At 29.0% G+C, this 23,359-nt stretch carries 21 protein-coding genes and 2 pseudogenes; 12 read left to right on the top strand and 11 right to left on the bottom strand.

Annotated features, from left to right (window positions below; translation table 11 throughout):
- Positions 1-53: 53 nt before the first annotated feature.
- Genes PG913_RS07810 through PG913_RS07800 form a run of 3 tightly spaced genes read right to left on the bottom strand, consistent with a single transcriptional unit; the run spans position 54 to position 1,455 of the window.
- Positions 54-443 carry a TrmH family RNA methyltransferase gene (locus tag PG913_RS07810; RefSeq protein ID WP_271230244.1) on the bottom strand — a complete coding sequence of 130 codons (390 nt, stop codon included), beginning with the start codon at positions 441-443 and terminating at the stop codon, positions 54-56.
- Positions 418-567, bottom strand: a complete 150-nt coding sequence (locus PG913_RS07805) for an RNA methyltransferase (protein ID WP_271230243.1) — start codon at positions 565-567, stop codon at positions 418-420. Before PG913_RS07805 ends, PG913_RS07810 begins: the two co-directional genes overlap by 26 nt.
- Positions 568-1,455, bottom strand: coding sequence for a helix-turn-helix domain-containing protein (locus PG913_RS07800; protein ID WP_271230242.1), 888 nt, complete (start codon positions 1,453-1,455; stop codon positions 568-570). It lies immediately after the preceding gene.
- A 210-nt stretch (positions 1,456-1,665) separates the two neighbouring features.
- Here PG913_RS07800 and hemA point away from each other — a divergent pair, with 210 nt between their 5' ends.
- From hemA to PG913_RS07755, 9 genes and pseudogenes are all read left to right on the top strand, one after another.
- A complete protein-coding gene (gene hemA / locus PG913_RS07795) occupies positions 1,666-2,934 on the top strand; it encodes a glutamyl-tRNA reductase (protein WP_271230241.1) in 1,269 nt (422 codons plus the stop codon).
- Positions 2,918-4,504 carry a hydroxymethylbilane synthase gene (hemC, locus tag PG913_RS07790; RefSeq protein ID WP_271230240.1) on the top strand — a complete coding sequence of 529 codons (1,587 nt, stop codon included), beginning with the start codon at positions 2,918-2,920 and terminating at the stop codon, positions 4,502-4,504. Before hemA ends, hemC begins: the two co-directional genes overlap by 17 nt.
- A gap of 79 nt (positions 4,505-4,583) precedes the next feature.
- A complete protein-coding gene (gene hemB / locus PG913_RS07785) occupies positions 4,584-5,549 on the top strand; it encodes a porphobilinogen synthase (protein ID WP_271230239.1) in 966 nt (321 codons plus the stop codon).
- Positions 5,550-5,677: 128 nt separating this feature from the next.
- Positions 5,678-6,967 (top strand): glutamate-1-semialdehyde 2,1-aminomutase, encoded by a 1,290-nt coding sequence (hemL, locus tag PG913_RS07780; RefSeq protein ID WP_271230238.1) that lies wholly within the window; start codon positions 5,678-5,680, stop codon positions 6,965-6,967.
- 57 nt (positions 6,968-7,024) lie between these two features.
- Positions 7,025-8,052: pseudogene (hemE, locus tag PG913_RS07775) on the top strand (uroporphyrinogen decarboxylase).
- Between the two features lie 27 nt (positions 8,053-8,079).
- On the top strand, positions 8,080-8,697 hold the full coding sequence (locus tag PG913_RS07770) for a TlpA family protein disulfide reductase (protein WP_271230237.1): 618 nt from the start codon (positions 8,080-8,082) through the stop codon (positions 8,695-8,697).
- Positions 8,698-8,768: 71 nt separating this feature from the next.
- Positions 8,769-9,515 (top strand): EI24 domain-containing protein, encoded by a 747-nt coding sequence (locus PG913_RS07765; RefSeq protein ID WP_271230236.1) that lies wholly within the window; start codon positions 8,769-8,771, stop codon positions 9,513-9,515.
- A gap of 27 nt (positions 9,516-9,542) precedes the next feature.
- Positions 9,543-10,447 (top strand): annotated as a pseudogene (hemF, locus tag PG913_RS07760) (oxygen-dependent coproporphyrinogen oxidase).
- Positions 10,448-10,668: 221 nt separating this feature from the next.
- Positions 10,669-11,964 carry a dihydrolipoamide acetyltransferase family protein gene (locus tag PG913_RS07755; protein ID WP_271230235.1) on the top strand — a complete coding sequence of 432 codons (1,296 nt, stop codon included), beginning with the start codon at positions 10,669-10,671 and terminating at the stop codon, positions 11,962-11,964.
- Between the two features lie 45 nt (positions 11,965-12,009).
- Here the strand turns inward: PG913_RS07755 and PG913_RS07750 are convergent, their stop codons facing one another.
- The 8 genes from PG913_RS07750 to meaB all read right to left on the bottom strand — a co-directional run bounded on the left by PG913_RS07750 (position 12,010) and on the right by meaB (position 20,609).
- The gene (locus PG913_RS07750) at positions 12,010-12,690 is read right to left on the bottom strand and encodes a GNAT family N-acetyltransferase (protein ID WP_271230234.1); all 681 of its coding nucleotides are present in this window, start codon (positions 12,688-12,690) and stop codon (positions 12,010-12,012) included.
- Positions 12,680-13,570: a TIGR01777 family oxidoreductase gene (locus PG913_RS07745; protein WP_271230233.1), complete on the bottom strand. Its 891-nt coding sequence runs from the start codon at positions 13,568-13,570 to the stop codon at positions 12,680-12,682. Before PG913_RS07745 ends, PG913_RS07750 begins: the two co-directional genes overlap by 11 nt.
- Positions 13,571-13,635: 65 nt before the next feature.
- Positions 13,636-14,760 (bottom strand): hypothetical protein, encoded by a 1,125-nt coding sequence (locus PG913_RS07740; protein ID WP_271230232.1) that lies wholly within the window; start codon positions 14,758-14,760, stop codon positions 13,636-13,638.
- Between the two features lie 90 nt (positions 14,761-14,850).
- On the bottom strand, positions 14,851-16,272 hold the full coding sequence (locus PG913_RS07735; RefSeq protein ID WP_271230231.1) for a T9SS type A sorting domain-containing protein: 1,422 nt from the start codon (positions 16,270-16,272) through the stop codon (positions 14,851-14,853).
- 115 nt (positions 16,273-16,387) lie between these two features.
- Entirely contained in the window at positions 16,388-18,082 is a 1,695-nt protein-coding gene (locus PG913_RS07730) for a DUF885 domain-containing protein (RefSeq protein ID WP_333780746.1), read from the bottom strand.
- A gap of 152 nt (positions 18,083-18,234) precedes the next feature.
- Complete coding sequence (locus PG913_RS07725) at positions 18,235-19,017, bottom strand: phospholipase D-like domain-containing protein (RefSeq protein ID WP_271230230.1); 783 nt, start codon at positions 19,015-19,017, stop codon at positions 18,235-18,237.
- Between the two features lie 104 nt (positions 19,018-19,121).
- Entirely contained in the window at positions 19,122-19,463 is a 342-nt protein-coding gene (locus PG913_RS07720) for a tRNA-binding protein (RefSeq protein WP_271230229.1), read from the bottom strand.
- Between the two features lie 57 nt (positions 19,464-19,520).
- Positions 19,521-20,609, bottom strand: a complete 1,089-nt coding sequence (meaB, locus tag PG913_RS07715) for a methylmalonyl Co-A mutase-associated GTPase MeaB (RefSeq protein WP_271230228.1) — start codon at positions 20,607-20,609, stop codon at positions 19,521-19,523.
- Between the two features lie 164 nt (positions 20,610-20,773).
- Between meaB and cysS the strand changes: the two genes are divergently transcribed.
- Genes cysS through lgt form a run of 3 tightly spaced genes read left to right on the top strand, consistent with a single transcriptional unit; the run spans position 20,774 to position 23,359 of the window.
- Positions 20,774-22,252, top strand: a complete 1,479-nt coding sequence (cysS, locus tag PG913_RS07710) for a cysteine--tRNA ligase (RefSeq protein WP_271230227.1) — start codon at positions 20,774-20,776, stop codon at positions 22,250-22,252.
- A gap of 5 nt (positions 22,253-22,257) precedes the next feature.
- Positions 22,258-22,494, top strand: a complete 237-nt coding sequence (gene yidD / locus PG913_RS07705; RefSeq protein WP_271230226.1) for a membrane protein insertion efficiency factor YidD — start codon at positions 22,258-22,260, stop codon at positions 22,492-22,494.
- 37 nt (positions 22,495-22,531) lie between these two features.
- Positions 22,532-23,359 carry a prolipoprotein diacylglyceryl transferase gene (gene lgt / locus PG913_RS07700; protein ID WP_271230225.1) on the top strand — a complete coding sequence of 276 codons (828 nt, stop codon included), beginning with the start codon at positions 22,532-22,534 and terminating at the stop codon, positions 23,357-23,359.

Raw genomic sequence — 23,359 nt, 5'->3', positions numbered from 1 at the left:
TGGTCATTATTATATATTGAGTTTTTTATCTTTTTTGAAAAGATTAAATCACGCTATTTATAATTTTTATTTAATTGATTTGTTGTTTCGTATAAAGCAATGCTTAAACTATGAATTACATTCATTGATGAGTTGCGTCCGTACATTGGTATAGCAACAGTGGCATCAACACTATTAATGTTTTCTATGCCGTTTCTTTCACTTCCTAAAAGTAGTACTATTTTTTCTTTTGATGAAAAATCGAAATTCTGAAGTGCGACACTTTTATCAGCAACTTCAATACCTATAATAGTATTTCCTTCTTTTTTTAATCGATTAATAACTTCATTGAAATCAGTATAAACTTCGTGTTCAATTTGGGTAATGGTATTTCTAGCTGTACGTTTTACATTTCTATTTTCGATGCTAGGCGAGTTTTCAGTGTAAAAATATTTTCTGAACACCAAAACTTTCAGCAATGCGAAAACACATTCCAATATTTTCAGGAGTTCTTATAGCATCACAAACAATAGTTATTGGGAATGTTTGTTGCTTATTTTCGATGTCGTAATGAGTTAATTGTTTCATTTAATTTCCTAATAAAGAGATTACATATTGTTTTGGAGTTGTGCCAAATTTCTTTTTAAAAGCTGCGATAAAATGACTAGAAGTACTGTATCCAACCTGTAAACCAACTTCATTTACATTAAATTTATTACTTTCTAAAAGTTTACGAGCGTGTTCCATTTTATAATCAAAAAGAAAACTGTAAACCGTGTCGCCATATATTTGTTTAAAACCTTCTTTTAATTTTTTTAAATTCAAACCTACTTCGGTTGCTAGTTCTTGCAAAGTTGGTGGTTCGCTCATTCTGGCGATAATAATATCTTTGGCGTGTCTAATTTTTTGAATATCACGATCATCTACTAAAAAGGGACAATATTCGTTTTCGGTATTTTCACCAGTATCAAAATGAAGACTTAATAATTCGTATGTTTTTCCTTTAATATAAAGGTCTTTCATCGAACTATGATTTTTTGCTGTTAAAATTTGTTGCAAAGCCATTAAGGTATTTGAACCAATTTCGGTATCGTCGTAATATTTTTTATTTTTGTTATCATCGCTTAAAAAAGGAATGTAACTCGCTTCTTTTGAAAATAACGCATGAAATTTTTCAATAGATATTAAAACAGAAACTACGGCTGTTTTTGGTAGTATTTCTAAATTTATTGGTAAGTTTTGTTGTGAGTTATATAGGAAAATAACATGCTTGTCTAGTACATTAAAAGTGTAACTGTTGTTATTAAAATGAAACTTGCAATTTCCTTTTACACAATAATGTAGCTGTATATAAGAGTTGTCAATGTCTCTTTTATAGTACTCAATTTCGTTGGTGTTATTTTGAAATTTCAAGACAAAAAAACCTTTTTCTAAGACGACTTCTCTAAATGTACTTTCTGCGATGTTTTTAGACATAAACTAAAATATAAATTAAAATAATTTATTTAGAACGACTCTAAATTAAAGTAGCTTCCATAGCTGATTTCATTGCAAAAATACACTTTATCTGTGTTTTATAGATGTTTTTAGGTTAAAAAACTGATAGCGACATTAAAAGTTCTTTGAGCGATATTTTTTTATATTTAATCTTTATATTTTTGTAGCTCCTTATTTGAAGAAGACTGAATGACAGCGGATAAACATAATCAGAATTTATATAACATTGGAGTTAGCTATAAAAAAGCTGATGCAACTATTAGAGGGAAGTTTAGTATTTCTAAAGAAAACCAAGTGGCTCTTTTAGAAGAAGCTAAGTTGAATGGAGTTGAAGGTATTTTTGTATTATCAACATGTAACAGAACCGAAATTACAGGTTTTGCAGACCATCCTTTTCAATTAATAAGCATGTTATGTAAATATTCTAACGGAACAATTCAAGAGTTTGCAGAAGTATCTAACGTTTACAAGAATAACGAAGCAATTCGTCATCTCTTTAGAATGGGAACAGGTTTGGATAGCCAAATATTAGGCGATTACGAAATTGTAGGTCAATTGCGACAAGCTTTTAAATTAGCTAAAGAAGTAGGAACTGTAAATGCTTATTTCGAGCGATTACTAAATCATGTAATGCAGGCTAGTAAGCGTGTAAAAAATGAAACAAAGTTAAGTTCAGGAACAACATCTGTTTCTTATGCTGCGGTTCAATATCTTATTAAAAATTTACCTAGTTATAATTCTAAAAACATGTTGGTTTTTGGATTAGGTAAAATGGGGAAACATACTTGTAAGAACTTAGCGGAATATACTCAGAATAAATCGGTAAGCTTAATTAATAGAACCGAAGAAAAAGCTGTGGAGTTTGTAAAAGAACATCCTTCTATTAAAAAAGCAAAATACGAAAACTTAAATAAAGAAATAGCTAATACAGATGTATTAATTGTTTCTACAGGAGCTTCAGAAGCAACTATTAAAAAAGAACATGTTTTAACAAATAATGAACTTTTAATTTTAGATTTATCAATGCCAGCTAATGTATCGAAAGAAGTTGCAGATTTACCAAACGTAACTTTGATTAACGTAGATGAATTATCAAAAATTACAGATGAAACTTTAGCTATTCGTCAGCAAGAAATACCCGCTGCCGAAAAAATTATACAAACACATAAAGACGAATTTAAAGAGTGGTTAAACCATAGAAAGTTTACACCTGCAATAATGGCTTTAAAAGAATCGCTACTAACAATTCAACACGACGAAATTGCTTTTCATAAGAAGAAAATAAAAGATTTTGACGAATCTCAGGCAGAAGTAATCACATCAAGATTTATTCAAAAAATAACCACACAATTTGTAAAACACTTAAAAGCTGAAGAAACTTCTATCAATAATAGTATAGAAGTAATGGCAAAGGTGTTTGGGTCAAATTTAGAAACTATCCATGCAGAAGACAATTAAAATAGGTACACGAGATAGCCAATTGGCTATGTGGCAAGCAAACAAAGTTCGTAAAGAATTAGAGGAATTAGAATATGAATGTGAGATAGTTCCAATTAAATCGACAGGAGATATTGATTTAGATACGCCTTTGCGTGAATTAGGAATTACAGGCGTTTTTACTAAAAATTTAGATCTTGCCATGTTAAGTGGTGAGATTGATATTGCAGTACATTCTTTAAAAGATGTTCCTACTGTTTTACCTGAAGGAATTATTCAAGGAGCTGTTTTAAAACGTGCTAATTACAATGATATTTTAGTGTTAAAAGACAACGAAGAGTTTTTTGGACAGCCAAATGGTGTTATTGCAACGGGTAGTTTACGTAGAAGAGCACAGTGGTTAAATCGTTATCCTACGCGTGAAGTAGTTGGTTTACGAGGAAACGTAAATACGCGTTTAGAGAAATTAGAAGAAAATGATTGGGACGGTGCTATTTTCGCTGCCGCAGGATTAGAAAGATTAGGAAAAAGACCAGAAGGAGCAATTAATCTTTCTTGGATGATTCCTGCACCAGCTCAAGGTGCTATTATGATTACTGTTTTAGGAGATAATGACTTTTCTAAAGATGCTTGTGAGCAATTAAATCATTACGAAACACAACTTTGTGTAGGTATTGAACGTGAGTTTTTAAACTTATTAGAAGGTGGTTGTACTGCGCCAATAGGAGCTATAGCTTATGTTGATCCTAAAACTGAAGAAATAAACTTTAAAGGTTTATTATTAAGTGAAGATGGTAAAAAGAAAATATCAGTAACAAAAAATGCGAAAGTAGGACGTCATCGTTTTTTAGCAAAAGATTGTGCTGATTATGTAATCAACAGAGGAGGTAAAGAATTAATGGAAAAGAATGTAGTTGAAAAGAAAGATTTCGCTATTTATTCTACCAAAAAATTATCTGAAATTCAAAAGGAATTAGTTGATTCATCTATTGATGTAGCAGATAGTGATTTTATTAAAATTCGTTTTAATAGAATAGCGCCTAAAGTGGTTAAAAATGAAATCGAAAATGTAATTATCACTAGTCAAAATGGTGTAGAAGCAATTACAAATTCATTTACTTCGGAAGAATTAAATTTCAAAAATATTTATTGTGTTGGGCGTAGAACCAAAAAGTTAATTGAGCAAAGAATCGGGAAAGTAGTAAAGTCTGAAAGAAATGCTACAAAATTAGCTGCTTATTTATCTACTGAAATAAAAGGACAATCAGCTACTTATTTTTGTAGTGATTTACGTTTAGATACTTTACCAAATACTTTAAACGAAAACGGAATTACAGTAAACGAAGTAGAGGCTTATAAAACAACACTTAGTTCATCTAAAGTTGATGATACTATAAATGGTGTTTTATTTTATAGTCCATCGACAGTTGAAAGTTATATGCAAGAAAACACCACTGATAAAGTGGCTTTTTGTATTGGTGAAAGTACCGCAAAAGAAGCAAGAAAACATTTTGAAAATGTACAAGTTGCTAAATTACCAACTGTAGAAAGTGTTCTTCAATTAGTGAACTCACATTTTATACAAGAATAAAAAAATAAAATAAAACGCAGTCGATAGTTTTTTTAAGAAACCTTTTCGACTGTATTTTATTATATAAAAATATAATTTTATGTTTCGTACAAGAAGACTTAGGAAAACAGAAGGAATCAGAAGATTAGTTAGAGAAACAAAAGTATCTGTGGATGATTTTATTTACCCTTTATTTATTGAAGAAGGTGAAAATATTGAAACAGAAATAAGTTCTATGCCTGGAATTAAACGTTTTTCTTTGGATAGAATTTCGAAAGAATTGGATGAGGTTGTCGAATTAAATATTCCTGCTGTTTTATTATTCGGAATACCTTCTAAGAAAGATGATGAAGGAACAGAAACATGGAATGATAACGGAATTATGCAACAAGCAATCCGTTTTATCAAAAAGAATTATCCTGATTTATATGTAATTACTGATGTTTGTTTTTGTGAATATACATCACACGGTCATTGTGGCGTTATTCATAATAATGATGTTGATAATGATGCAACTTTAGTAAATATAGCAAAACAAACTGTTTCGCATGCAAGAGCAGGAGCAGATATGGTTGCGCCTTCAGGAATGATGGATGGAACAATTGCCATGATGAGAGAATCTCTTGATAATACAGGCTTTGCTAATTTACCAATTATGGGATACTCTGTAAAATATGCATCAGCATTTTATGGACCTTTTAGAGAAGCTGTAGATTCTGCACCTTCTTTTGGTGATAGAAGAACGTATCAAATGGATGCTGCCAACAGAGATGAAGGTATGCGTGAAGCTACTTTTGATGATCAAGAAGGAGCAGATATTTTAATGGTAAAACCAGCTTTATCTTATTTAGATGTTATTAGAGATTTAAAAAATAATTTTGATAGACCAATTGCATGTTATAATGTAAGTGGAGAATATTCTATGGTAAAAGCAGCAGCTGAAAAAGGTTGGATTGATGGCGAAAAAGTAATGATGGAAAGTTTATTGTCGATGAAAAGAGCAGGAGCAGATATTATAATTACTTATTTTGCCAAAGAAGCAGCAAGAGTATTGAATAGAAAATAATATATATTGTTGATTCAAGTAAAATTGTAAACTATAAATAAAAATGTATCGGAATGTTAATTAAAAAACAATTCGATACATTTTTGTATGATAAAAGCTACTTGAATACACTTTTTAAATAATTAAAAATGGAATTTAAAAAATCACAAAAATTATATAAAAAAGGATTGGTAAACCTTGTTGGAGCTGTAAATTCTCCAGTAAGAGCATTTTCTTCAGTAGGAGGAAATCCTTTATTTATCAAAAAAGCAAAAGGAAGTAAAATTACCGATGTAGATAATAATACTTATGTAGATTTAGTATTGTCTTACGGACCAATGATTTTAGGTCATCGTCATAAAAACGTGCAAAAAGCTATTATAAAAGCATTGAAAAATGGGTATTCTTTTGGAGCATCAACTGAAAATGAAATTAAATTAGCTAAAATAGTTTGTGATGCTTTTCCTGGAATGGATAAAGTTCGTTTTGTAAATTCAGGAACAGAAGCTGTTTTAAGTGGAATCCGTTTGGCAAGAGCTTTTACAGGAAAAGATAAAATTATAAAATTTGCAGGTTGTTATCATGGGCATCAAGATGCTTTATTGGTTGCAGCGGGTTCTGGTTTAGCAACTTTAAGTTTACCAGGAAGTAAAGGAGTACCTGAAGGTGCTGTAAAAAATACTTTAATAGCTAATTATAATGATTTAGAAAGTGTAAAAGCACATTTTGAAGAATATGATGATATTGCTGGAGTTATTTTAGAGCCTATTGCAGGTAATATGGGAGTTGTTATTCCTCAAAATAATTTTTTAAAGGAATTAAAATCATATTTAGAATCTAAAGGAGCTTTATTAATTGTTGATGAGGTTATGACAGGTTTCCGTTCTAAATTTGGAGGAGCGCAAGAATTATTAGGTGTAGAAGCTGATATTACTTGTTTAGGAAAAGTGATTGGAGGAGGTTTTCCAGTAGGAGCTTACGGAGCTCGTAATGAAATTATGCAAGAAGTTGCGCCTTTAGGAGGAATGTATCAGGCAGGAACTTTAAGTGGTAATCCTGTTGCTATGGCAGGTGGTATTGCTACTTTAAAAGAATTAAAAAAGCAAAATCCGTATGATAAATTTGATAAAATAGCTCAGACTATTGAAGAATTTTTATTAGCATCAGCTAAAAAATACGGAGTAGATATTACTGTAAATAGATTTGGTTCTATGGTAAATCCATTTTTTACAAATGTTACTGTAACTAATTTTAAAGAAGCACAAACATCAGATACAAAGAAATTTGCAACCTTCTTTTGGGCAATGATGAAAAACGGTGTATTTTTACCACCATCACAGTTTGAAGCATGGTTTTTAACATCAGCTTTAACAAAAAAAGACATTGAAAAGATTTCAAAAGCCATTGATAAAGGAATGGAAGCTGTTTCTAAAATGTAAATAAAAAATAGCTATTCGTTAATTTTTAAAATATTAAGAATAGTAAAAAGTTATAAAATGATAAAAAACGATTTATTTTTAAGAGCATTAAAAGGAGAAACTGTAGAACGTCCTCCAGTATGGATGATGCGTCAAGCTGGGCGTTATTTACCAGAATTTCAAGTAATAAAAAAGAAATACGATTTTTTTACACGTTGCCAAACTCCAGAATTAGCATCAGAAATTACAGTACAGCCTATTCGTAGGTTTGGAATGGATGCAGCTATTTTATTTTCTGATATTTTAGTGATTCCACAGGCAATGAATATTGAGGTGCAAATGAAACCTGATTTTGGTCCTTATTTACCAAATCCGATTAGAGATCAAAAAGGATTAGATACAGTTGTTGTTCCTGATGTAAACATAGAATTAGACTATGTAATGCAGGCTATTAAAGCGACCAAAGAAAAGTTGAATGATGAAGTTCCTTTAATTGGTTTTGCAGGTTCTCCATGGACTATTTTATGTTATGTTGTACAAGGTCAGGGGTCTAAGAATTTTGATAAAGCAAAAGAATTTTGTTTTACAAAACCAGTTTTGGCACACCAATTGCTTAGTAAGATAACAGAGACTACCATTGCTTATTTAAAAGCAAAAGTAAAAGCAGGTGTAGATGCTGTTCAAATTTTTGATTCGTGGGGAGGTATGTTATCGCCAACAGATTATCAGTGAATTTTCACTGGCAATATATCAACGAAATAATTGAAGCGTTAAAAGATGATGCACCAGTTATTGCTTTTGGTAAAGGATGTTGGTTTGCTTTAGATAAAATGGCAAAATCAAATGCATCAGCTTTAGGAGTGGATTGGACTTGTTCAGCAAGAAATGCACGTTATTTAACAGGTGGTAATATTACACTACAAGGTAACTTTGACCCGTCTAGATTATTGTCTCCACCAGCTGAAATTAAAAAAATGGTACACCAAATGATAAATGATTTTGGTAAAGATAAATATATTGTTAACTTGGGGCATGGGATTTTGCCAAACATTCCCGTCGAAAATGCAAAAGCATTTATAGATGCGGTAAAGGAGTATAAGTATTAATTTAATCCCCCCTTAAATTATTGAAAAATGAATAAATTATTGCTTTTTTTAACACTGTTGTTAGTCACTAAAAGTTTTTCTCAGAAGAGAATATATTATAAAGATATTGTTGATGATTGTATTACAAATGCAAGCGGCGATGCATCAATGTTAGATGATGTAGTGTACAATTGTATTAAAGATAAGTATATTTCTAATTATGATTTTACTTCAATAAATGGAGAAACAATTAGTACTAAAGATATAGAAACTCCTATTGTTTTACTTGCCGCAGCTACATGGTGCGCACCTTGTTGGGGGGAAATACCAGCATTGAATAAAATGGTAGAAAAGTACGATGGAAAAGTGAAATTTATCACGCTTTTTTGGGATTTAGATAAAGGTGTAAAAAGAATGGCAGAGAAACTTGATAAAAGAATTTTCTTAGTTCCTTCTAAAGAAAAAATGCCAAATAAATCTTCTTTAAAAGTAGCAGGTTTTATTCATAAATTAGATTATCCATCAGCATATTTAATTACTGATAATAAACGAATTTTAGACTTTAAAAGAGGTGCTTTATCACCAACCAAAAGTATTGGATGGGATGAAGTAAATAAAGTAAACGAAGAAGAATTAGATAGTTTTATTAAAGCTGTAATTAAATAATTTTTTCATAAAAGTATAAAAAAAACCTCTTTCTTATCGGAAAGAGGTTTTTTTAGTTAAAAAATAATAATATGATTAAGAATATCTTAAAAGGAATACGTGCTTATTTTGGAGCATTTAAATTAATATCTAAACTTAAGTTATGGAAATATTTTAGAATTCCGATATTAATAAGTGTTTTTACAGCAATAGCAATTGGAGGATTAGCATATAGTTTATCTGATACAATAGGACATACTATTTCTAATATGTGGAAGTGGGAATTTGGTAAAAATGTATTTGAAATGATTAGTACTTTTTTTAGCGGTTTATTAATTGTTGTAGTTGGTTTGCTTTTATATAAACATATTATCATGGCTTTATCTGCTCCTTTTATGAGTCCTGTTTCAGAAAAAATAGAAGATTATATGACAGGAGAAAATCATACACATAGAGAAACATCTTTTCAAGAACAATTAATTAGAGGAATTCGAATAAATATTCGAAATTTATCACGAGAATTATTATACACAATCCCTCTTTTATTATTAAGTTTAATACCTGTAATAGGTATCTTTTCGACATTTTTATTATTTATTGTACAAGCATATTACGCAGGTTTTGGAAACATGGATTATACTTTAGAACGTCATTTTAAGTACAAAGAAAGTGTTCAGTTTGTAAATGATAATAAAGGAATTACAATAGGAAACGGAATTGTATTTATGTTGTTTTTATTAGTGCCATTTATTGGTGTTATTTTAGTTTTACCTTTATCGGTAACAGCAGCAACTACCGAAACTATTAAAAAAATTCAGTTAAAAGAACTATCAAAATAAGTATTTTTGTAATAGAATAAGAAAGAAATGAAAGATAAATTTTACGCATACATACAGAAATTACAAGACACGATTACTACTAATTTAGAAGCAGTAGATGGAAAAGCAAAGTTTCAGCTGAAGATTTATGGGAAAGAACTGAAGGTGGTGGAGGTAGAACTCGTGTTATAGAAAATGGTGCCATTTTTGAAAAAGGTGGTGTTAATATTTCTAAAGTTTTTGGTGAGTTACCAGAAGCTTTAAGAAAACAATTTGGTGTTGATAATGGCGATTTTTTTGTACGTGGTTTAAGCTTAGTCTTACATCCTACAAATCCGTTTGTGCCAACAGTACACGCTAATTGGCGTTATTTTGAAATGTATGACGGCGAAGGAAATATTGTTACACAATGGTTTGGTGGTGGTCAAGATTTAACACCTTATTATTTATTTGATGAAGATGCTACTCATTTTCATACTGTTTGTAAAAAAGCATGTGATACTCATAATGGTGAGTTTTATCCGAAGTTTAAAGAAACTTGTGATACCTATTTTTGGAATAATCACAGAGATGAAGCTCGTGGAATAGGAGGTTTGTTTTTTGATTATTTAAAAGAAACTCCAGAGTTTTCAATTGAAGATAGATACAACTTTGTAACTGAAGTTGGAAATAGCTTTTTAGAATCGTATGTGCCAATTGTAGAAAAAAGAAAAGATATTACCTATAATAAAGAACAGAAAGACTGGCAAGAAGTTAGAAGAGGTCGTTATGTTGAGTTTAATTTAGTACACGATAGAGGTACATTATTTGGATTAAAAACAAACGGACGTATAGAAAGTATTTTAATGAGTTTGCCTCCTGTTGTTCAATGGAAATATAATCATCATCCAGAAGAAGGAAGTGAAGAAGCTAAATTATTGGCTGTTTTAGCAAATCCTAAAGATTGGGTATAAGTAAATTAGTATTTTAAAACAGAGTAACTTAATGATTTAATTTTGATGAATTCATATATTAAATACTATTTTGATCTTTACTATTGGATTAAAATCATTTTTTAAGTATTATAATTGTGAATTAATCAAATTGTAATATTTTTTTTAGATTTTTTTAACCTTATAAAATATAAAAAGCGATAGGTTTTTAGTAACTTCGCAAACGTTTAAAAATTTATACTATGGCAAGATACGAATTGAAGTTACCTAAAATGGGAGAAAGTGTTACTGAAGCAACGATTACATCTTGGGTTAAACAAATTGGAGATACTATTGATATTGATGATACTGTTGTTGAAGTAGCTACAGATAAAGTAGATAGTGAAGTGCCTAGTGAAGTTGAAGGAACCTTAGTGGAAATTTTATTCGATAAAGATGCCGTTATTCAAGTAGGGCAAACGATGGCTATTATTGAAACTGAAGAAGGATCTGTTGCTGATAAATCAGAAATAAAAGAAGCTGTTGTTGCCGTAGAAAAAACAATTGAAGATGCTAAATCAATCAAAAATGAAGTAGTTTCAGGTGTTATTGATACATCATCTAGTGATCGTTTTTATTCGCCTTTAGTAAAAAATATAGCGAAATCAGAAGGAATTTCTTTTGAAGAATTAGAAACTGTAAAAGGAACAGGAAAAGAAGGAAGAGTTACTAAAACAGATATTTTATCTTATATAAAAAATAGAGAAAATCAACCAGAAGTTATTGCAACACCTGTAAGTGTTAAAGTTGAAAAACCAAAAATAAAAGCAGCACCAATTACTTTAGGAGGACAAGATGAAGTTATTGAAATGACTCGTATGGGGAAATTAGTAGCTAAACATATGGTTGATTCTATACAAACATCAGCACATGTACAGTCTTTTATTGAAATAGATGTAACAAATATTGTTAACTGGAGAAATAAAGTTAAAAATTCGTATCAACAAAGAGAAGGTGAAAAGTTAACTTTTACGCCAATTTTTATGCAAGCAGTTGCGCAAACAATTAAAAAACATCCGATGATTAATATTGCTATTGATGGCGATAAAATTATCAAAAGAGGAAACATTAATTTAGGAATGGCAGCAGCTTTACCTGATGGGAATTTAATTGTTCCAGTAATTAAGAACGCAGATCAATTGAGTTTGGTAGGTATGACAAAGCAAGTAAATGATTTAGCAAATCGTTCTCGTGGAAATAAATTAAAGCCAGATGATATTCAAGGAGGTACTTACACGGTAACAAATGTAGGTAGTTTTGGAAGTATTACAGGAACACCAATTATTAATCAACCACAGGTAGCAATTTTAGCTTTAGGAGCTATCGTTAAAAAACCAGCTGTTATTGAAACTCCTGAAGGAGATTTTATAGGAATTCGTCAAAGAATGATTGTAGCACATTCTTATGACCATAGAGTTGTAAACGGAGCATTAGGTGGAATGTTTATAAAAACATTAAAAGAAATATTAGAAGCTTGGGATGTAAATCAAGATTTTTAAAAAATAATATTAATTTTTATCTAAAAGCTCGCAATTTGCGAGCTTTTATTTTTTAGTAAAATGCCACCAATTCATATCTCGAGTAATTTTAAAACCTAAATTTTCATACATTTTTATAGCAATATTACCTTTATTAGTATGTAAAATAGGTAGTTTTTCTTGAGCTATAATATCTTTAGTTACATGATATGTTAATTGTTTTGAAAATCCTTTTCGAGTATATTCTGGATGCGTAACTACTGCACTAACTTCTATGAAATGATTAGTTTGCATTCGCTGACCAGCTATTGAAACAAGTTTATTATCTTTAAAAACACCAAAGTATTTACCCATTTCAAAAGTTCTTTTCCTGAAGTATCCAGGCATAACTAACCAAACTAAATTATATATTTGATCAATATGTTTTTCTGATAAAAGTATAATTTCTTCAGTAATTTCTACTTCAATTAAAGTGTCTAAAATCATTTGACAGCATTCAATTTTTTTATCTAAAGAAATAATATTTTCATCAAATAATGGAGTTTCATTTTCTGAAACTAAAAAAAAACTATCTGTTAATTTAGCATACTTATTTAAAGCATTTTTAGTTTTATTATTATCAATAAAAGCTCCGAAAGGGCAAATATTAGGATCATAAAATTGTAGACCATCATAATTAATAGTGTATTTTTTATGAGTTTCATTTAAAGCAAACCAAACTGGATTTTTTAATTGATTATTTATCATTGTAAATATTTTTTAAAGCTGTTTTTAAATCAGGATATTGAAATTTATAAACATTTTTTGTTTTTTCTGAAGAAATTCGACTACCTTTTAGTAGTATATCAGACATTTCACCTAAAACGATATTTAATACAAAAGCAGGAGCATTAAGTGGAAATATAGGTTTATGTATTGATTTAGATAGTATTTTAGTGAAGTTTTTATTTGTTTGATGTTCTGGTGCTACTGCGTTATAAATTCCTGTAAAATTGTTATCTGTTATAGCTTTGAAATATAAATTAGATAAATCATCAATATGAACCCATGGCATATATTGTTTTCCATCACCTAAAGCTGCTAAAAACAATGGAGTGTTTATTTTTGGTAATGCACCACCAAATTTAGTAAGTACTATACCTGTTCGTAAAATAGTTACAGGAATATTTAATTGTTTAAATTGATTTGCTGACTTTTCCCATTCAATACAAATTTTAGCAATAAAATCATTATGTGGTGTATCATTTTCAGAATATATTTTATCCGAAGTAATAGCTCCATAATATCCAATTCCTGAAGCTGATATAAACCCTTGTAAAGGTATTTTATATTCTTTTATTTTTTCAAATAGTAAGTTTGCAGAATCTACTCGACTATTAATTAGTTCTTTTTTACGTGTAATTGTCCAACGCTTATCTGCAATTCCTGCACCTGCTAAATGAATAATATGTGTAATGTTTTCAAAAGCTTTTTCATCAATATACTTTTGATTGATATCCCATTTAAATTCATTTTCTTGTTTAGGATTTCTTGTTAATATTACAACTTCAATATTTTGTTTTTTAAAAACTTGTTGTAGTTGTTTTCCAACTAAACCTGTACCACCAGTAATAAGAATTTTTGTCATATTGTAAAAATAAAAAAACCATGATGTATTTACACCATGGTTTTAAATTATATTTTAAATGTTAATTACTGTTTAGTAAAAAAGTATTCTAATTTTTCAGTTATAACTTCTATATTACCTTCTTCATTATAATTTTCATCAGTATATTCATCAGTAATAATTAATTCAGAGTTAGTAAATGTTGTAAGACCGACAATAGAAAGTTCTCCATTTACATATGTTTTTTTGTTTATAGTACCGTTTATATCTTCTATATATTCAAATTCAACTAATGTTAGTTTATCTTCATCTTCGTTATAAGCCCAATTTCCTTTTGATTGATACGTAGTTTCTTCATTTTTGATAATAGCACTACATGCTTCCATTGAAGCATTGTAATCTAAATTTTTGCTATTAACTTTATTTTCAAACTCGTAAGTTCCATCTGCATTAAAAGTAAGTGGTAGAGATTTTATTGTATGACAATAAGCATTATCTACTACTAGTTCCTTTTGATTACCACAATAAATATACCCTTCATCACAGTCTTCTTGATTTAAAAGAATAGTTTTTGTTTTGTTTTCTATTGTTTTTATTTCTTTACTGAAATTCCATGTTCCAACTAATGCCGTATTACCACCCCAAGCTTCAACTTCTACACAAACTTCGGTAGGAGCACTAACATAACCTTGGTTGTTATAAATACAAACAAAATAACAGAATTTACCAGGCTGTATATTATTAGTGAAATTTACTTCAATTTCATTATCTTCAAAATTGGTTTTTATTTTTTTAGAAGAAAATCTACTTTTAGTTTTTGTGTTTTTTTTGTTGTAAGAAGGTGGTGTATTAGGAATATCAAAATAACTATCAGCTTTTTCATTATCAGTAGATTTTACTAATATATAAGCTCCGTCAAAATTATCATTGGTAGTTATACCAATCTTAAAACCTTTATTTAAAAAAGCAGATTGTTCAGTTTCTTTTACTGAAAAAGAAATATTACCATTTGAAGCAGGTGGAGTTCCAGCTTTTAATTCAGCACCTTCTATTAATAAGTTTTTAGTTACTGTATCAGCTTTTAAAACAGTTTCTTCTGTTTGGTTAATTTCATCATCAGGATTTTTATCAGAGATAACCTCTTCATCATTACACGATGTAATAATAGTAAAACATAAAAATGTTAATAAAATTGAATAATACTTTTTCATAATTATTTATTTAAATTTGATGTAAATATAGAACAAAAATAAAACCATAATATAAAATATTATGGTTTTATTTGGCATTGTAAATTTATATTAGTTTTTTATAAATTTTTTAAATGTAGTTTGATTATTACTATCAGTCATTTTTAAATGATAAATTCCTTTTTCTAATTTAGAAACATTTATTTCATTTAAATTAGATTCTATCACCTTATTTCCTGTTGTTGTATATACTTCAACTGTTTTAATATCACTTTTTTCATTACTAGTAATATTTAAGTAATCAGTAGTAGGATTAGGGTGTATATTTATTTTATATCCTCCTAAAGGTTCTATATTTGATAAAATAGTTTTATCAGGAGTTGCAGCCGTAAGCGGACAAGTATAAAAACTATAACGAGCCATTGTATCTTTAGACCATGTACTATTTGAAGGAACAAAACCGTTATCAATTTTAATACATTTTAGCTTCGGATTATTAATAACATTAAAGTTAGTTATAATATTATTATTTCCATTTGCTATATCAATAGATTCAAGATTATTACAATTCCAGCTACTTAAGTTTTCTAATTTAGTATTGTATTTTAATGATAACTTTTTAAGAGGATTATAAGCACAAAATAAAAACTCAAGGTTTGTATTCTGATTAACATTTAATGATGTTAAATTATTACCTGCATATGCTAAGGTTGTTAAGTTTACAAAAGCTTCAATACCAGTTAAATTACTAATGTTTTTATTTCCTACGTTTAAATAAGGTCCGTAAGCATTTGCTTCACTTACTTGAATTTCTCCATCATTATTGATATCAATAACAGGATTGTTGTTTAATAAAGCATTTTTAAAATTAGCATCGGGTATATTAACATTTGTAGCTGAGGTTATTTTTTGAAATCCATCAAGAACAGTTAACATTGGAGTATAAAGATATTTTATAGGAGTAGCTGTAAGCGGACAAGGATAAAGACTATAACTAGCAACTGCATCTTTAACCCAAGAACTAGGTGGGGTAAAGTTACTATCAATTTTAATACATTTTAAATCAGGATTATTAATAATATGAAAAGTACTCACGTTATTATTATTACTATTCGCTATATTTAAAGTGTTTAAATTATTATTATAAGCGTAAAGTAATGTTAGTTTAGTATTATTACTTAATACTAATTTTTTTATTTGATTATTCATACAGAATAATCTTTCTAAATTAATATTTTGAGTAAGATTAAGAGTTGTTAAATTGTTACCTCCACAAGCTAAAATAGGAATATTAACAAAAGCTTCAATACCCGTAAGATTGTTAATGTTTTTAGAAGTAACATCAATAGGAGATGTATATGCAGTAGCTTCAGTTACTTGAATTTGCCCATCATTATTAGTGTCAATTCCTGAATTAGGACCCGTTAATAAGGTATTTTTAAAGTTAATATCAGGTATGTTTACTATTTGAGCATTTACAAGTTGTGATAAGAAAAGGATTCCTGAAAGAATCCATAGTTTACTTTTTTTCATGATATAAGTTTTGGTTAGTTGGCAAAACTATATAAAGTTCACTAGTTAAGTAAAAGGATAAAGGATAATAAAAAAGGGTGTTTTTATGTTTTTTTTATTATCCTTTATGTATTATCTAGATTTTTTTACTGGAAATCCACTTATTAACTTTATTTTCTAATAAAGCTAATGGAATACAGCCAGTTTCTAAAACTTGATTATGAAATTCACGAATATCAAATTTTTCACCTAATTTTTGTTTTGCTTTGGCTCTTAATTCTCTTATTTTTAATTGACCAATTTTATAAGATAAAGCTTGTCCTGGATTAGCCATGTAACGTTCAATTTCCGAAATAATACTAGCTTTTGGTTCGGCTTCATTATCTAAAGAATATTGAATAGCTTTTTCACGACTCCAACCTTTTGTATGAATTCCAGTATCAACAACTAAACGGATTGCTCTGTGCATTTCCATTCCTAACATTCCAAAATATTGATAAGGATCAGTATATAAACCTAATTCTTTTCCTAAATTTTCGGTATATAAAGCCCAACCTTCACCGTAAGCACTGTACCATAAAGTTTTTCTGAAAGCAGGTAAATCTTGATTTTCTTGTGTTAATGAAACTTGATAATGATGTCCAGGAATGGCTTCATGTAAAAATAAAGCTTCATCCATAAAAACATTATATTTTGTAGCATCAGGAATTGGTGTGTAAAAAATTCCAGGTCTAGTTCCGTCTAAAGAACCAGCGTTATATTCTGCACTAGCAGAAGCTTCTCTAAATTTTTCAGTTTGTTTTACAACAAATTTTGTTTTAGGTTTATTACCAAATAATTTATCTAATTGCGGTTTCATTTTAGTATGAATTGCATTAAAATTATCAATAATTTGTTTTGGGTTAGTGTAAGGCATTAATTTTTTATTTACACGAACATCATCAAAAAATGCTTTTAAATCACCTTTAAAACCTACTTCTTCTTTAACTTTTTCCATTTCAGATAAAATACGAGCAACTTCATTTAAACCAAGTTGATGAATTTCATCTGCAGTCATTTCTGTAGTTGTATAATTTCTTATAGCATGTGCATAATATGCTTTTCCATTTGGTACGGCATCAATACCACTACTATCTCTACCAGCTTTTAAATAATCTGTTTGTAAAAAAGTGTACATTTTATTAAAAATCGGAATCAATTTATTGTCCAATATTTTAGTATATGCTTCTGTTAATATTTTTTTATCATCATCATTAAAACTTTCAGGTAAATTTTTTATTGGTGTATAAAATAAATGCGCTGTAGTTTTATCTTCGGCTAATGATTTAAACTGAGGAATTATTTTTTTGATTAAAGATTTAGGTAAAACAAAACCATTTTTAGTACCTGCACGCATATTTTCAATGGCAGTTTGCATCCAGTCATAATAACCATCTAATCTACTTAACCAGTTTTTATAATCTTTAACAGTTTTAAAAGGTTGAGCACTGCTACCACTAGCTAAAGTTCCCATAGTTAAATTGATAGTCCACATTTGATTAATAGGCATCAACACATCATTTTTAAAGCTACTTTGTGCAAGTGCCATATCACAATCCCAAGCTAAAACAGCTTTACTCATTTGCTCACTTTCGGTTAAGTTAGCATCTTTAAAAGTTGTAAGTTTAGCTTTAAAACTATTGTAAAATTCATTACTTTTATTTTGATAAGCTTCAGACAAAGTATTAGGAAATTTATCATTAAATCTATTATCACCAGCGTACGTAGCATTAATCGGATTTAATTTAAATTTACCTTCATTATAATTTTTCAGTAATTTATCAAAAGCCATATTTTTTGATACAACAGTAGTTGTAATAGTTTCTTTTTTTCTTGCTTACAAGAAAGAAATAATGTACTAACTGTTAGTACGGCTAAAAGTGTTTTTTTCAATGATAGTGTTTTTATTGCAACCAAATATACCAAAAATAAAGTCGTTTATATTTAAACGATTTTTTTAATAAATATGGTTTTATTTTTTTCAGAAGATTGTTCATATAATTCAGCACCCCAAAGTTGAATATCTCTTTCATGTAAATTAGAATGATGAAATAATTGATTTATTTCTTTTTTAATTTCTTTTATAGCCTTAGACTCTTTTGTTCTAATACTTGTTTCGTAATTATTTTTTAAACCACTAACGGTAAAGTTTAACGAGCCTAAATAAGCTATTTTATCATCAATTAAATAAATTTTACTATGGATAAAAGAGTCACTTAATTTTGATTTATATGGAGACATATATACTTTAAAAGGAAATAACTGCGAGTATTTATAGTAATTGTGTTTGCTACTTTTACTTTTTTTATTAAAAAATCGATACACAAAACAAAGTATTATTACAGCAATAAACCCGAAGGAAATTCTAATATCTTCAGTTTCGTAAAAAGCAAATAGCATTGTTGCTAAAACACCAATAATACTAAATATTGTTATTAGTGAAAAAGCAATCCATTTTTTAGCAAAACTATTTGGTGTTTTATTTTGAATAATTAATTTATGAATGTTTTTTTCTTTATCTCCTGTAAAATCTTCAATATCATCAGAGGTAATTAATTCAATATTTAATTTTTTAGACTTTAATTTTATCAGTTCTTTTACTAAAGAAGCAGATAAATAAGGAGAAACAATTTTTATAGATTTTCTCGCATTTCGGATGTCACTAATTAAGTGTTTTCCTGCGGCTTTACCTATGTAAATATCACAATTGGCATTATTAATAAACATTTAATATTATTTGTTATAATTAATATTCATTTTAAACAATCAAGAGCAGTTGCGGTTGAATTATTTAAAACTAAAATTTGGGGGATTAATCGAGGATAAGTATTTTATCCAATTCTTGTACCATTTTTAATGTTTCTTTCAGGAGATATTAATGTAACTTCTTTATGATTTCCAACAGCACCTAGTACTAAACATTCGCTCATAATATTTGCTATTTGTTTTTTAGGAAAGTTTGTAACTGCTACAATTTGATTTCCTATTAATTCTTCTGATGTATATAATTTTGTAATTTGAGCAGAGGTTTTTTTGATGCCAAATTCACCAAAATCAATTTGCATTTTATAAGCAGGATTTTTTACTTCTTTAAATATTTCAGCAGAAATAATCGTTCCAATACGCATTTCTACTTTGGTAAAATCATCCCAAGTTAAAGTATTGTTTTCCATTTTTTTTAATTTAAGTAATTTCTATTTATTTTTTAAGAAGATATTTTTATAAAACACTTATTTTTGACTTTTATAATTTATGTCAAGTAATCGTTTAGCAGCCGTAAACGGAGTTGTTTTATTGTTTTCTAACTCTTTTAATTCTTCTTTTAGAGCTTTTTTAATAGTTTCATTATTATAAAAATCATTTTTTAATTGCTGATTTATAGTTTCTAACAACCAATATTTATTCTGATAATTTCTTTTTTGCTCAAAATAATTAGTGTCAATTGCTGAGGTAATATACTCATTAATCATTGTATAAATTTCTACAATACCTTTTTGGTGTAGTGCGCTAGCTAATAAAACACTTGGTTGCCATCCGTTATCTTTCGGTGGATATAAATGGAGAGCTTTATTAAATTCCACTTTTGCGATTTTTGCATTTTTCTCGTTACCGCTATCAGATTTATTAATAACAATTGCATCTGCCATTTCAACAATTCCTCTTTTTATACCTTGTAATTCATCGCCAGCACCCGCTAATTTAAGTAATAAAAAGAAATCTGTCATAGAATGTACCGCAGTTTCTGATTGACCAACACCAACGGTTTCAATAATTATGATATCAAAACCAGCTGCTTCACATAGAATAATACTTTCTCGTGTTTTTTTGGCAACTCCACCTAATGAATTTCCAGCTGGCGAAGGTCTGATAAAAGCATTTTTATCGGTAACCAATTTTTCCATTCTTGTTTTATCACCTAAAATACTTCCTTTATGAACAGAACTACTAGGATCTACGGCTAAAATGGCTACTTTTTTCCCGATACTTGTCAAATGTTTACCAAAAGCTTCAATAAAAGTGCTTTTTCCAACGCCAGGAACACCTGTTATTCCTATTCTAACCGAATTATTTGTATGTTTTAAACAAGCTTCTAAAATTTCATTAGCCTGTTTTTGATGTTTTAAATTAGTACTTTCTACCAAAGTAATTGCTCTACTTAAAAAAGAAATATTTCCTGAAAGTATTTGATAAACAGACTCTTGTGTGCTAATTATTTTTTTTCGACTAAGTTTTATTTTTTCTGCTGATGATTTACTAGTTGTTTCTGATTGAGAAACTCCTGCTGTTTCAGTAATAGTAGCCTTTTTTTTATGAGTCATATAAAGTAAAAACGGAATAATAAAGTAAATTTATACATAAATATAAAGCAAAATGCAACGAAGCAGAAAAAGTATTATTTTTTAACAGAAACTTCACTAAAATTCCATTTCATTATTCTTTATAAAGTGCCTATCTTTAGCATCTATTAATAGTCATTTTTTGTATGAAATTATATCAGGAAAACCAATTAAAAGTATACAACTCTTTATCAAAAAGTAAAGAGCTTTTCAAAACTGTAAACGACGGACGTGTAGGTATGTACGTTTGCGGACCTACCGTATATAGCAACGCTCATTTAGGAAACGTAAGAACATTTATGTTTTTTGATGTGGTGTATCGTTACTTATTACATTTAGGATATAAAGTGCGTTATGTGCGTAATATTACCGATGCTGGGCATTTAGAAAATGATGCTGATGAAGGTGAAGATAGAATTTCTAAAAAAGCACGTTTAGAAGAAATTGAACCAATGGAAGTGGTACAAAAGTACACCGTTGATTTTCATGATGTTTTAAAAAACTATAATTTTTTACCTCCAAGTATTGAACCAACTGCAACAGGTCATATTGTTGAGCAAATTGAAATGATTAAAGAAATCATGGAAAAAGGATTTGCTTATGAAGTAAATGGTTCGGTGTATTTTGATGTATTAAAATATAACGAAACTGGTAATTATGGAATTCTTTCTGGACGAAAAATAGAAGATGCAATTCATAATACACGAGTTTTAGATGGACAATCTGATAAGAAAAATCCACAAGATTTTGCACTTTGGAAAAAAGCAGATGAACGTCATATTATGCGTTGGCCTTCGCCTTGGAGCGATGGTTTTCCTGGTTGGCATTTAGAATGTTCAGTAATGAGTACAAAATATTTAGGTGAAAAATTCGATATTCACGGTGGTGGAATGGATTTAAAATTTCCACATCATGAGTGTGAAATAGCTCAATCTCAAACTTGTAGCGGTGTTTCGCCTGTAAATTATTGGATGCACACCAATATGTTGTTGTTAAATAGTCAGAAAATGGCAAAATCAACAGGTAATTTTATTTTACCTAACGAGATTTTATCTGGAGAAAATGACATTTTACCAAAAGCATTTTCAGCAAGTGTGGTTCGTTTTTTTAACATGCAAGCCAATTACAGAAGTATTTTAGATTTTTCAGGTGAAGCTTTAGAAGCTTCAGAAAAAGGGCATTCAAAATTAATGGAAGCTGTAAGTTTCTTAGATAAAATAGAAGCAGGAAATACTTCTACTTTTGATGTTCAGAAATGGAAAAAAGATTGTTACGCAGCTATGAATGATGATTTTAATACGCCTGTATTAATTTCTCATTTATTTGAAGCTGTAAAAACAATCAATCAAATAAAAGAAGGTAAAGCAAGTTTAACCGAAGCAGATTTATCAGAATTTACAACAACTATAAACGCTTTTGTTTTTGATGTTTTAGGATTGATGAACGAAGCTGTAAAAGATAGTTCAGACAAAGTTAATGGCGTAGTTGAGTTATTAATTAAGTTACGTAAAGAAGCTCGTGAAAATAAAGATTGGGCATTATCTGACCAAATTCGTGATGAATTATTAGTTTTAGGCGTTCAATTAAAAGACGGAAAAGAAGGAACTAGTTTTTCAATTAATTAAAAAAGTTGAAAAAAATTTTAACATATCCGTTTATATTATTGGTTCGATTTTATCAAACTGCTATTTCGCCATTTACACCAGCAACTTGTCGATATTCGCCAACATGCTCTAGTTATACAATACAAGCTTTGCAAAAACACGGCTTATTTTATGGTGGTTGGTTAGCGATAAAAAGAATTTTTAGTTGTCATCCGTGGGGTGGTAGTGGATATGATCCTGTGCCAGAAAAGAAAAATAAATAATAGTCATTTTAATTTAATGGCGTAAAATAAATAATACATGAATTTTTTATCCATTGTATGGGATTTAGATCCTGAACTTATAAAAATAGGTAGTTTTGGTATCCGTTGGTACAGTTTAATGTTTGTAGCTGCTTTTGTATTAGGGCTTCATTTGATGAAGAAAATATATCTAAATGATAAAATTCCTGCTGAAAAGTTAGATCCGTTATTTATGTACGTATTCGTTTCTATGTTAGTAGGAATGCGTTTAGGAGATGTTTTCTTTTATAGTTGGGATTATTATCAAAACCATTTATTAGAAATATTTTTACCAATGAAACAATTGGCTGATGGTTCTTGGAAGTTTACAGGATTTACAGGTTTTGCAAGTCACGGAGCAGCAATTGGTATTCCAATAGCATTATATTTTTATGCTAAAAAACATTTAGAAAAATCATGGTTATTTATTTTAGATAGAGTAGGGATTATAGTTGCATTGGCAGGATTTTTTATCCGTTTAGGAAACTTTTTTAATTCTGAAATATACGGAAAACCAACAGGAACTAGTTTTGGTGTTATTTTTAAAAGAGCAGGAGAAACAGTAGCTAGTCATCCAACACAATTGTATGAAGCTTTTAGTTATTTAGCGTTGTTTTTTGCACTTTGGCATTTCTATTGGAAAACAGATAAAAAAAATCAAGAAGGATTTTTATTTGGTTTGTTTATGGTTGTTTTATGGTCGTTACGTTTCTTTATCGAATTTTTGAAAAAAGCACAAGTAGATAGTAGAGAAGATTGGGTTTTCAACTCATTAAATACAGGACAAGTATTAAGTATTCCACTTGTTTTAATTGGTTTTTGGTTGATGTTTAGAAAATCGAAATAA

It is taken from the genome of Tenacibaculum pacificus (assembly GCF_027941775.1).
Classification (GTDB): domain Bacteria; phylum Bacteroidota; class Bacteroidia; order Flavobacteriales; family Flavobacteriaceae; genus Polaribacter; species Polaribacter pacificus_A.
Note: the sequence above shows the minus strand (reverse complement) of the source record. Positions and strands in the feature narration are given on the sequence as shown.